Genomic DNA, 11,247 nt, shown 5'->3' with positions numbered 1-11,247 from the left:
ATAATTGGCACTGGCTTTACAAGCACCCTGTTGAGTTCTCAAAGAACAACCACACACCGATCAAAAGACCCAACCAGTGGGCCCCCATCCCGGGGCTTTTCGTACCGCGTCCCCGCCGCTCTCGCGCCGGGCACTTTTACTACGTTACCTCACCGTCTCGGCCGTGTCAAACCGGTGTGTCCCGGTCTGTCATGCTTCGTGCGGGTTGGTCCCGGCGCACTCACGCAGCAGCGAACCGCTGCGTCAGGTCGTCGGATTTGGCAGGCCGGCCGCTGCGGTGTCCCGCAGTCGCGCCCGGTTCCCTGCCGGTCGTGAACCTTACCCGGTCGGTTCCGCTGCACCAAATCCGCCTCCTGGCAGATCCGGCGAGCCCCGCCCGAACCCGTGTCCCGCAGGAACGAACCCCTGCCTGACCCGGTTGCCAGACCGGTTCGGTTCTTTCAGGACTTCGTCCTGTTTGCCCCGTTCCGCGCTGGCAGAGAGAAAGTTACGCGTCCGTGGGTTTGATCGTCAAATCGGCTGGTGGCGTCCCGCGTCACACTTGGGCCTCGGGCGACATTTCCGCAGTTCAGCGCGTTTCGCTCCGACCTGCGATCAGCCAGCCACGGATTCCGAGGACACCGACGGTCGTGCCGATGGCCAGGGACGCGGCGATCAGCAGCGCGTGCACCCACAGGAAAGCCGTCGGCGCACCCTCCCCCACCGTGCCGGATACCCATGCACGTGGGTCCTGCCAGATGGCGACTGCGAACCTCGGCCAGATCACCCAGGTCCAGATTCCTACCCCGACCAGGAAGGCGGACCACCCTCGCGACAACACCATGACTGCCGAGTATGTCAGCGGCGGTGCTGGTCACCGCTCCGGATGCCGACCGCGACCACGGGTCGGACGTCGCCGGGCACACACGCCCGCGGGCGTGGCAGGTGGACGCCGTGTCAGTCGTTTCCGTACTCAGGTTGGGCACCGAGTGCGAGGACAGGCGTAGCCGTCCTCGGAGGTGTCAGCCGTGCAGCCCTCGATCTTCAATCCCTGGGCCTGGCGCGATCCGTCTGCTCTCGCCGGCGGTTATACACAGACGACCCCGTCGGCCGAGCCGGCGGACACGCCGGACGGCGGGCACGACGGTCCGGACGCTCCCGGTCCCGGTACTGCTGTCGACCTCGTCGGCTACCACGTGCAGGCCCGCGACGGACGCATCGGCACGATCGACGAGGCGAGCGACGAGGCGGATGCCGGACACCTGGTCGTGGACACCGGACCGTGGATCCTCGGCCAGAAGGTGCAGCTGCCGGCGGGCACGGTGGAGCGGGTCGACCGATCCGCCGTACCGGGACCGCGTCGGCAGGTACTACGCGGACCGTCACGTGCCACCTCCGGAAGCGGCGCCGCGGGTGGTGTGAGGTCGCCCGGAAGCGGTCGGCGTGGTCGACGCCCTCCCGCGCGGTGTCGTGCCCGTGTTCCCGACCAGCTCCGGCGACGGCGGTGAGCACCTTTGGACGTACTCCGTGCTTGTGGTCCGCACTACCGCGGCGGCGTGCCGAGCGGACCCGGCACCGGACGGACGTCCCTGCCTGACGCGGACGCCGCCAGGGACCGGACGGCCCGAAAGCGTCCGGACGCCGTGTCGATATCCCCGGACCTCGTTCGTCGTCATGCTGTGCGGCGACACCACCGCACCGAGAAGAACCGACACGTGAAGTACATGCTGCTGTTCATGAGCCCCGCGAGGTGCTCGGCGGGTACGACATCATCGACGTACCCGATCTCGACGTCGCGCTGGATTGGGCGGCCCGCAGCCCCGGCGCCATCGGCAACGGGTCGGTGCAGGTACGACCGGTCGCCGAGATCGAGGTCGAGGTCTGATCGTGGAGGACGCGGGCGCGGCAGCCGGCTCGGTGGAGGCGGTGTTCCGGGAGGAACACGGCCGGCTGCTCGCCTCGCTCGTACACCGGTTCGGCGACCTCGACCTGGCCGAGGAGGTCGCCTCCGAGGCGATCGAGGCGGCGCTGGTGCACTGGCCGGTCGACGGCGTCCCGAGCCGGCCGGCCGCCTGGCTGCTCACCACGGCCCGCCGCCGCGCCGTCGACCGGTTGCGTCGGGACCGGGTGCTGGCCACCCGGCTGGCCGTACTCCGGGCGGAGGCCGAGCGATCCGACAATGCGCCGCCGGCCGACGCCGACCCGGACCTGCCCGACGACCGCCTCGCGCTCTTCTTCACCTGCGCCCATCCGGCCCTGCCCGCACAGGATCGCGGGGCGCTCACCCTGCGCTTCCTCGCCGGGCTCACCACGGCCGAGGTGGCCCGGGCCTTCCTGGTGCCGCACGCCACCATGGCCCAGCGACTCGTCCGGGCCAAACGGAAGATCCGCGACGCACGCATCCCGTTCCGGGTGCCCGGCGTCGACGAGCTGCCCGCGCGTCTGCCCACGGTGCTCCAGGCCGTCTACTCGATCTTCACCGAGGGGTACGCCGCCAGTTCCGGCCCCGATCTCCAGCGGACCGACCTCGCCGAGGAGGCCATCCCGCTGGCCCGGATCCTGCGCCGGCTGCTGCCCGCTCAGCGGGAGGTCGCGGGTCTGCTGGGACTACTGCTGCTGGTGCACGCCCGACGTGCCGCACGGACCGGCCCGGACGGCGCCGTGGTCCTCCTCGGCGACCAGGACCGCGGACGGTGGGACCACGCGATGATCGACGAGGGGCGCGCGCTGGTGGTGGCCGCGCTGAGCGGCCCGGCGCCCGGGCCGTACGCCGTACAGGCCGCCATCGCCGCGTTGCACGACGAGGCACCGGATGTGGCCAGCACCGACTGGCCCCAGGTGGTGGCGCTGTACGACGTTCTGCTCCGCATGGTGCCCTCACCGGTCGTGGCGCTGAACCGGGCCGCCGCAGTGGCCATGCGGGACGGGCCGGACGCGGGGCTCGCGCTGCTGGACAGGTTGGCCGACGATCCGCGCCTGCGTGGCTACCACCTCTATCCGGCGACCAGGGCGGACCTGCTGCGCCGGCTCGGACGCCTCGACGAGGCCGCAGCGGCGTACCGCGACGCGCTGGCGCTGGTCGGCACCGAGCCGGAACGGGAGCACCTACGCCGTCGGCTGGCGTCCGTCACCGGCGACTGAACAGAAGCGGCCGCTGTACCCTTCCCCGGTGACTCTGCCTCTGCCACCCGGTGACTTCGCCGCGTACCTGTTCGACTGCGACGGCACCATCGTCGACTCGATGCCGCTGCACTATGTGGCCTGGCAGCGCACGCTCGACGAGTGGAGCTGCGAGTTCCCGGAGGATCTCTTCTACGCCTGGGGTGGCCGGCCGACCGCCGACATCATCGTCGCGTTGAACGAGCGGCACGGGTTGGCGATGCCGGTGGCGACCGTCGTCGAGAACCGCGAGCGCATCTACCAGGAGTTGCTGCCGCAGGTCACCGCCGTGCCCGAGGTGGTGGCGCACATCCACGAGGCGCATCGGCGCGTGCCGTTCGCCGTCGTCTCGGGCAGCACCCGCGCCGCGGTCACCGCCTCGCTGGAGGCGCTGGACCTGCTGGACCGGTTCGACGTGCTGGTGTGCGCCGAGGACTACACGCGGGCCAAGCCCGACCCGGAGGCGTTCCTGATCGCGGCACGGCAGCTCGGCGTACCCCCGGAGTCCTGCCTGGTCTTCGAGGACACCGACCTGGGCATCCAGGCCGCGACGGCGGCCGGCATGGCGTCGGTACGCGTGCCGCAGCAGCGCGTCGGCTGACGTCTCAGGCGATCGTCAGCAGCAGCTTGCCCAGGTAGGACGTCTCCAGGCGCTTGTGCGCCTCCCGTACCTTGCCCAGCGGAAACGTCTCGGCGACGTGCACCACGAACGGCCCGGCCTGGATGAGCTCGTTGAGGCGCCGCAACTGTTCACGGTTGGCCACACCGTCGTACGCGCGGACCGACACACCGGACCGTTCACGCGGTTCCGGCCGCACCCCGTGGGCGTACGCGACGACCCCTCCGTCGGACAGCGTCTCGGCGAGCCGGTCCAGTGTCTTCCCGCCGGCCATCGCCAGGATGCCGCCCACTCCCCCCGGAGCCGCGTCCCGGATCGTCGCGAGCATTTCGGCGGGGTCGGCGTGGCCGTCGAGGGACACGTCGGCGCCGAGGCGGGTCACCAGCGCGACCCCGTCGCTGCCGGAGGCCACCGCGATCACGTTGAGGCCCTGTCGCTTGGCCAACTGCACGGCCAGGTGGCCCTGCCCACCGCTCGCACCGAAGATCAACAGCCAGGCACCCTTCGGCAGGCTGAGAGTGTCCAGCCCGGCCAGCGCCGTCAGCGCGTCGGTGGACATCGCACCGGCGTGCTCGGCGGGCACACCGTCGGGCAGCTTCGCGACGTACTCGGCCTTGACGGCGGCGTACTCGGCGTAGAAGCCGCCCTTCGGACGGTTGGTGGCGGAGACGTAGACCAGGTCACCCACCGCGAGGTCGGTCACCCGGCTGCCGGCGGCGATGACGGTTCCGGCGCCGTCCGAGCCGGGCACGATCGGAAACTCGGTGCCCTCGGGGACCAGCACGCCCTGCCGCTCGTAGACGTCCCACACGCCCACACCGGCGCTCAGGACCTTGATCAGCACCTCGTCGGCGGCGGCCTCGGGCACCGGGAGTTTCCGCAGAGTGATCACCTCCGGCCCACCGAACTCGTCCAGGGCCGCAGCCTGCATCCGCTCGGGCACGTCCGTGTCAACCATGGGGGCTTCCTCTCCGGGCCGGCGTCACCGTCGCAGCATGCCGGCTCACGAGCGGTCCCGACCCGGTGCTGAACGTCGTTCACCCACAAGGGCGACCGGCCACGGTACCGGCGGGTGCGGTCGCGGCCCGACCCGCCGCGCGATCGCCTCCGCGTCGCGCGGCGAGCCACCTGCGTGCGGTCAGGACGTCTTCGGCTCCCGGCCGACGAGGGCCTGCGCGACAGCGTCGCGCACCCGGGCGTCCTCGCCCGCCTTGCGCCTCGTCCGGGCACGGCGGCGGTACTGGTACGCCCCGACGACAGCGGCGATCAGCAGGACGAGCACGAGGAGGAACATCCACGGCAGGGCCCAGCCGTGGGCGGTCACTTCGACCGCCTTGAGTGCGGTGGTGGAGCCCGACGCGTCGGTGAGCAGCGGAGTGACGGTGGCGGTCGCCGCGAGCCGAACGGCGGGCGTCACATCGCGTACCGGCACCGTGACGTCCCAGCTCTCGCCGGGAAGCAGTTGCGGCGGCGCGGCGATGTCAGCGGCCCGGGCGCGCAGGATGCCGAACGGGCCCGACACCGACACCGACTGCTTCCCGGAGAGGGCGGCGTTGCCGGTGTTGTGGATCGTGTAGGAGACCGTCGCGTCGCCCTTGGCGAGCGGGTTCGCCGGCCCGTCGTACGCGACGTGGAGGTTTTCGACGGCGAGGTTCGGCTTCAGCTCGCCGCCCACCCGCAGCGTGATCCGGATGCCGAGGCGGCGGTCGACGTTGATGCCCTCGGCCTGGTCGGCCTGGGTCAGCGTGGTGAGGATGCCGCCGACGTGGTCGCCGGGCGTGGCGTTGGCCGGGACGGCGACCGTGAAGGGGACCTGTGCCGTCCTGCCGGGCTGGATCACGACGCTGCCGGCGCTCGGCTTGACCCAGGCGCCGACAGCCACGGACTTCTTGTCCCTGGTGAGCAGGTCGAGTTGCCCCGCGTCGGTGGTGAAGCCGTCGGCGGCGTACACGGCGAGCGTCAGGGGCGCCGGGCCGCGGTTGGCCACCACCATGGCGTCCTCGACGGTCCCGCCGGGGTTGACGTTGTAGCTGTAGCTCGACCGGGCTTCGCCGTAGCTGTTCGAGGCCGTCCGGACCGTCCAGGCGACGTTGCCGTCGGCCGCCAGGGCGGGGCCGCCGCCGACGCCGGCCGCCGCGACGACGGCGAGCAGGGACAGCACGGTCGTACGAAGGAGTGTCTTCCAGCGCGTTACGGACGGTCGCATCTCGGGGTCCTCGAAGTGATCGTGATGGTGGGTGAACCGGTGGCGGGGCAGGCCCCGGAAGGCGCCTGCCCCGCCTGGTGGAACAGGTTCGATCAGCTGCTCAGGGCAGTGATCGTGAGCGTGGTGCGGTAGCTGCCCTTCGCGATGCTGTCCGGGATCTTCAGATCGAGGTCGGCGCCGAGCTTGGCGCCGCCCCGGGGGTGACCCTGCACAGCCGCGCCCAGACCGCTGGAGACCGAGAGGCCCTTGCCCTGGTCGTCGAGGGCCGACAGGACCGGAGCGCCGGCCACCGCGCCCGCGCCGGCATCGAGGACGTACGGGGTCCAGCCCAGGTACGAGCCGGAGAACGTCTTGTCGGCGTCGGAGAAGTCACCGACGCTGGCCGAGATCGACCACGGGGCGAGCGAGCGGCGGCTGTCCGACACGAGGATTGGGTTGATCTTGCCGGTCGCCTCGAAGTAGGTGCCGTTGCGCTCCTGAGCCGTGCCCAGGTCGACCAGGCCGTTGTAGCCGTCGATCGTCCAGCCGAACTCACCCGGGGCCGGGTTGGGCACGTTGACCTGGATGGCCTGGCCGTCACCGTGGTACGGGTGCACCGTCACCTTGTCGGTGACCGAGCCGACCGGCTGGCCGTCCGGGGTGTTGACGCAGGAGAGGCCCTTCTCGACGGCCGCGTTCGGGGCCGCGCAGGTGCCGCTGCGGACGTTCGCCAGGACCAACTTGTCGCCGCGCACCTGCACCTTGACGTAGCTGCGGACGTGCTCCTGGTTCTGCGACGAGTTGTACCAGTACCTGTCCGGGTCCAGCGGGTCCGGGCCGTTGCCCCGAATGCCGGTGCCGCTGTCGTCGGGCTTCTTGATGTCGTAGTACTTCGAGCCGGACGCCGAGTTGGCCGTCACGTAGATGACGCCACCCGGGCCGGGGTAGACCTCGGGAGCGCCGGGCTTCTCCGCCGGGTTCTCCTTCTGGCCGTTCTTGATCGAGTAGCTGCGCGAGTAGCTGTGGTCGTGCCCCTGCAGCACCATGTCGACGCCGAGGTTGGAGAACGCCGTGGTGAAGTCCTCGCGCCGCTGCTTGTTGTCGCTGTCGGTCGCGTGGCTGGCCGGGGAGTAGATGGAGTGGTGGTAGACCAGCACCTTCCACTTGGCCTCGGAGCCGTGCTTCTTGATGACGTCGGTGACGTACGCGACGTGCGCGGCGTCGCCGCCGGCCGAGCCGTCCGCCGGGTTGGCGTAGCTGTTGCTGTTCAGGTCGATGAACAGCACGTCCTTGTGGATGAACCAGTAGTCGCCACCGGACCGGGTCGCCTGGTCGCCGTTGTAGTACTGGGCCGAGCGGTCGGTGTTCGGGGTGAAGTGGTGCTGCTCGTAGGACTTGCCGCCGACGTCGTGGTTGCCGATGGTGGCGACGAGGGGGATCTGACGCAGCTGGTCGGGGGCCAGGAACGAGGTCCACTGACCCTCGTCGTTGGCGCTCTCCACGTGGTCGCCGGCCGAGACCAGCAGCTCGGCGTTCGGGTTGGCCCCGGTGGCGACCTTCAGGGTCTCCTCCCAGCCGGCCTGGTCTTTGAGCCGGTCACCGGAGGAGCCGATCTGCGGGTCACCGAAGAACAGGAAGTCGTAGTCGCCCTCGAAGTCCTGCGTCTTGAAGGCGTACGCCGGGGACCAGCTTCCCTCGGCGCCGACCCGGTACGAGTACGCCGTGTTCTCGCGCAGGTTGCTGATCGTCGCGTGGCGGTTGAAGCCGGTGGTGGACGTGTTCGCGGCGCCGACGGCGTCGAAGCTGACCGCGGTGGCCGGGAACTCGCCGTTGACGATCTCGGCGGTCGGGGCGAGCTGGATCTTCTGGGCGGTGTCGGTCGAGGAGTACCAGGACACGATGCGCTGGGTCTCGTTGGCACCGACGCCGAGGACGATGCCGGACACGGTGGTGGGGTCGGCGGCGCTGGCGGCGGTCAGCAGACCGCTGCCGAGGGCCGCGCCCACTCCCAGGAATCCGGCCACGACCCCGGCGACAACGCGCCGCCGCACGAGCCCGGGGGCCCGTGTCGAGGTGCTCAATGTCATCGACATTGTTCCCTTTTCGAATAGAGAAATGAATTGCTCTTCGCCCGAGGGTGGGGAAGTCGGTCCAAACCTTTCGCCGACCGGTGAACCCCTCATTAACGTGATCTTGCGAGGGGCTGCACGTCGCGAACTCGTTAGCCGTACTCAGGACCCCACGACACGCTGGAAGAACCAGATCAGCCCCATGGCGGACACCGCTGCGGAAACCGCACCGGTCACCCAGAGACCCGCTTTCGGCGCACGACGGCGCAGCACGAACAGCAACGGGAAGACGGCGGCGATAATCGCCAACTGGACAACCTCGATACCGACGTTGAACACCAGCAGCGACCACAGCAGCGTCCACGACCACGCCTCGTCGATGCCCAGCGCGCCCGCGAAGCCCAACCCGTGCACGAGGCCGAAGCAGAAGACGACACCGAGGCGGATCCAGCCCCGGCGATCCAGACTCAGGTGACCGCGCCCGGCCGTCTCGAGGTCGGTCGCGTGGTCACCGCGCCGCCAGATCCCCCACAGATGCCAGCCGGCCACGACGGCGATCGACAGCGCGATGACCGGCTCCACGACCCGCGAGGGCACGTCGACCAGGCCGAGGGCCGCCAGCAGGAACGTCACCGAGTGCGCCAGCGTGAAGCTGGTGGCCGCGAGCACGATCTCCCGCAGACGCCGCGACCCGGCGATGAGCGCCAGCAGGAACAGGATGTGGTCGATGCCGGACAGCAGATGCTCGGCGCCCAGCAGGAAGAACTCGCCGAACCGCTGGTAGGCGCTCTGCGCGGTCGAGAACGAGGGGTTGGCGGCGTCGAGCGCGGCACTGCCCGACCGGCCGTCGATCTCGTAGGTGACGATCGTCTTGGTGTCCTTGACGTACGCCTCGCCGTCCGGGAAGAGACCGCTGCGCACCTCGTGCTCGGCCACCCGCTCCGGGCAGGTCCAGTCGAGCAGCAGGTCCGCGTACGGCACACCGTCGCGGGCGCCGATCGTCGCGTCGCGCACCTGGGTCGGCCGGCAGGCCGCACCTCGCGCGGTCACCGAGAGGCGGTCGGTGACATAGCGCAGGACCGTCGGCGCGTGGGCCTTCAGCGCGGCGGCCTGCGCCGTCGAGTCACCCGCCTCGAAGGCGGCGTTCCCGGCCTGGAAGAGCGGATCATCGTCACCGGAGTCGGCAGCCGACACCACCAGAAGGTCGTATTCGAGCTCCAACTCGGAGCGGATGTGACCCTCGTCTCCGGCAGAGATTTTGGCGTAGACGGTCGACGAGAATCCGTGCGCGAACGCCGCGCCCCCGCCGAGAAACGGAAGCAGCGTCGCCGCAAATACGACAACGGCGACGACAACGGTACGGCGGATGTGGCCCAGCATGCGGTTCCCCTCGGTTGGCGAGTGCACGCTGCACCGCTCGGGTAAACGCCAACCCGCCCGCCGACGAACCGACGGAGAACAAATACCCGGGGCGACCGCCCGTGGATCGCGGCCCGCCGGATCTGGGATAGGAATACGGGACGTACGCGCACCTGCCCGTCACCATCGGAGAAGGACGATCACCTTGCGCCCCCCGCTTCGGGCCGTCGCCCTACTGGCCGCGACCGCTGTCCTCCTCGCCGGCTGCGGCTCCGGCGACGACTGGTCCCAACCGCACCCCACGCCCAGCGCCGTCGGCGCGCTCGGCCCGGGATTCGTCGACGACTCCGCGAAGCCCGCGCCGGAGGCGACCATCACGCCGAAGCCCGGATCGTGGGCCGACGTGCACCCGTCGAAGGACTACCGGGTGGTGCTGCTGACCGCCGGCGAGGACGCGCCGACCAAGGCCCTCGTGGCGGCGGTGCGGGGCTGGGCCGACGACGAGCACGTGAACCTGCGCACGATCGTGGTCGACGACCCGCACGAGGCCGTCGCGAGCGTCAGCAAGGCGATCGGGATGAACGCGGACCTCATCGTCAGCGCGGGCAACGAGCTGATCGACCCCCTCGCCTTGGTCACACCGAACCACCTGGACGAGAAGTTCCTGGTGATCGGCGCCGAGTTGGCCGAGCCCACCCACAACGTCACCGCCGTCGACTGGGAGGGGGCGTCGTTCCGCGGCGAAGGGCTCGGCATGTCCTCGTCGTACGACGCGGGCTCGTTCACGGCCGAGCGCTGCGCTGCCGCCATCAGGGCGGGCGTGGCCGCCGTGCTCAACGACCTGACCGGCATCGTGGTCTGGCTCTGACGGTTTCATCCAGGCTTTCGGCGTCGTCATGCTCGAATACGCCATGGAGTGATCGGGTGATGTTATCGATAACAGAGCAGGGTCGTCATGACTCGCTCTCCTGCCTGCTCGGCCCACGGTGGCCCGTGTGTCGGCCGTGCTCGCCCGGTACCCCCGGTCGGCCACAGAAGCCCTGCTGGGAGTGCTGAAGATGTCGTCTTCCAGCTTTCAAGACATCGAGGTTGATGGTTTGGGAGCGCTCCCGTAACATACCGGACGCGGCTGTTAACGCTCACCTAACAATGACTCCCACGAATGTGGAGGCCGCCGTCCCGTCAGGAGGGTGCTCGATGACCATATTCAGACCGACAAATATCGGGGTCGTCTCGGCCGGTGTCGCGTTACTGGCGTCGGCCACGGTCGCCGTGGCACTGCCGGCGGGCGCGGCGGCGGCGGGCTGCTCGGTGAACTATGCAGTCTCGTCCGAGTGGCCGGGTGGCTTCGGCGCCAACGTGACGATCACGAACCTCGGTGATCCGGTGAGCAGTTGGACCTTGACGTGGTCCTACGGCGCCGGCCAGACGATCACGCAGTCGTGGAACACCACGCTGACGCAGAGCGGGGCGGCGGTGACCGCGCGGAACGTGAGCTACAACGGCTCGATCGCGACCAACGGCACCGCCTCGTTCGGATTCAACGGCTCCTACACGGGCAGCAACCCGGCCCCGACGAACTTCGCTCTCAACGGGGCGACCTGCGACGGCGGCACCACGCCAACCACGCCACCGCCCACGACCCCGCCGCCGACGACTCCGCCACCGCCCACGACTCCGCCGCCGACGACCCCGCCGCCGAACACGTGCAGCCTGCCGTCGTCGTACCGGTGGTCGTCGACCGGCGCCCTGGCGCAGCCCAAGTCGGGCTGGGTGTCACTGAAGGACTTCACCGTCGCGCCCTACAACGGCCGGCAACTCGTCTACGCGACCACGCACAACACCGGCACGTCGTGGGGCTCGATGAACTTCGGCCT

11 protein-coding genes are annotated in these 11,247 nt (G+C 70.0%); 6 read left to right on the top strand and 5 right to left on the bottom strand.

Going from position 1 to position 11,247, the window contains the following annotated elements; all coding sequences use genetic code 11:
• Nucleotides 1-568: 568 nt before the first annotated feature.
• Nucleotides 569-823 (bottom strand): SCO4848 family membrane protein, encoded by a 255-nt coding sequence (locus ACGFH9_RS30650; protein ID WP_393226311.1) that lies wholly within the window; start codon nucleotides 821-823, stop codon nucleotides 569-571.
• A gap of 184 nt (nucleotides 824-1,007) precedes the next feature.
• On the opposite strand from ACGFH9_RS30650, the gene ACGFH9_RS30645 reads away from it, so the two are divergent.
• From ACGFH9_RS30645 to ACGFH9_RS30630, 4 genes are all read left to right on the top strand, one after another.
• Nucleotides 1,008-1,487, top strand: coding sequence for a PRC-barrel domain containing protein (locus tag ACGFH9_RS30645; protein ID WP_393226308.1), 480 nt, complete (start codon nucleotides 1,008-1,010; stop codon nucleotides 1,485-1,487).
• A gap of 143 nt (nucleotides 1,488-1,630) precedes the next feature.
• On the top strand, nucleotides 1,631-1,864 hold the full coding sequence (locus tag ACGFH9_RS30640) for a YciI family protein (RefSeq protein ID WP_393226313.1): 234 nt from the start codon (nucleotides 1,631-1,633) through the stop codon (nucleotides 1,862-1,864).
• 2 nt (nucleotides 1,865-1,866) lie between these two features.
• Entirely contained in the window at nucleotides 1,867-3,120 is a 1,254-nt protein-coding gene (locus tag ACGFH9_RS30635) for an RNA polymerase sigma factor (protein WP_393226305.1), read from the top strand.
• Between the two features lie 28 nt (nucleotides 3,121-3,148).
• Complete coding sequence (locus ACGFH9_RS30630; RefSeq protein WP_393226302.1) at nucleotides 3,149-3,739, top strand: HAD family hydrolase; 591 nt, start codon at nucleotides 3,149-3,151, stop codon at nucleotides 3,737-3,739.
• 4 nt (nucleotides 3,740-3,743) lie between these two features.
• Here the strand turns inward: ACGFH9_RS30630 and ACGFH9_RS30625 are convergent, their stop codons facing one another.
• The 4 genes from ACGFH9_RS30625 to ACGFH9_RS30610 all read right to left on the bottom strand — a co-directional run bounded on the left by ACGFH9_RS30625 (nucleotide 3,744) and on the right by ACGFH9_RS30610 (nucleotide 9,391).
• Nucleotides 3,744-4,715 (bottom strand): NADP-dependent oxidoreductase, encoded by a 972-nt coding sequence (locus ACGFH9_RS30625; RefSeq protein ID WP_393226299.1) that lies wholly within the window; start codon nucleotides 4,713-4,715, stop codon nucleotides 3,744-3,746.
• Nucleotides 4,716-4,895: 180 nt separating this feature from the next.
• On the bottom strand, nucleotides 4,896-5,963 hold the full coding sequence (locus tag ACGFH9_RS30620; RefSeq protein WP_393226296.1) for a WxL protein peptidoglycan domain-containing protein: 1,068 nt from the start codon (nucleotides 5,961-5,963) through the stop codon (nucleotides 4,896-4,898).
• A gap of 92 nt (nucleotides 5,964-6,055) precedes the next feature.
• Nucleotides 6,056-8,029, bottom strand: coding sequence for a fibronectin type III domain-containing protein (locus ACGFH9_RS30615; RefSeq protein ID WP_393226294.1), 1,974 nt, complete (start codon nucleotides 8,027-8,029; stop codon nucleotides 6,056-6,058).
• Between the two features lie 144 nt (nucleotides 8,030-8,173).
• Nucleotides 8,174-9,391 carry a HupE/UreJ family protein gene (locus ACGFH9_RS30610; protein ID WP_393226291.1) on the bottom strand — a complete coding sequence of 406 codons (1,218 nt, stop codon included), beginning with the start codon at nucleotides 9,389-9,391 and terminating at the stop codon, nucleotides 8,174-8,176.
• 184 nt (nucleotides 9,392-9,575) lie between these two features.
• On the opposite strand from ACGFH9_RS30610, the gene ACGFH9_RS30605 reads away from it, so the two are divergent.
• Both ACGFH9_RS30605 and ACGFH9_RS30600 read left to right on the top strand, forming a co-directional pair.
• Nucleotides 9,576-10,238 carry a hypothetical protein gene (locus ACGFH9_RS30605; protein WP_393226289.1) on the top strand — a complete coding sequence of 221 codons (663 nt, stop codon included), beginning with the start codon at nucleotides 9,576-9,578 and terminating at the stop codon, nucleotides 10,236-10,238.
• 329 nt (nucleotides 10,239-10,567) lie between these two features.
• On the top strand, nucleotides 10,568-11,247 hold a 680-nt coding region (locus tag ACGFH9_RS30600), incomplete at its 3' end, for a non-reducing end alpha-L-arabinofuranosidase family hydrolase (protein ID WP_393226286.1).

It is taken from the genome of Micromonospora sp. NPDC049102 (assembly GCF_043197485.1).
GTDB lineage: Bacteria > Actinomycetota > Actinomycetes > Mycobacteriales > Micromonosporaceae > Micromonospora.
This window is presented reverse-complemented; position numbering and strand designations above follow the sequence as displayed.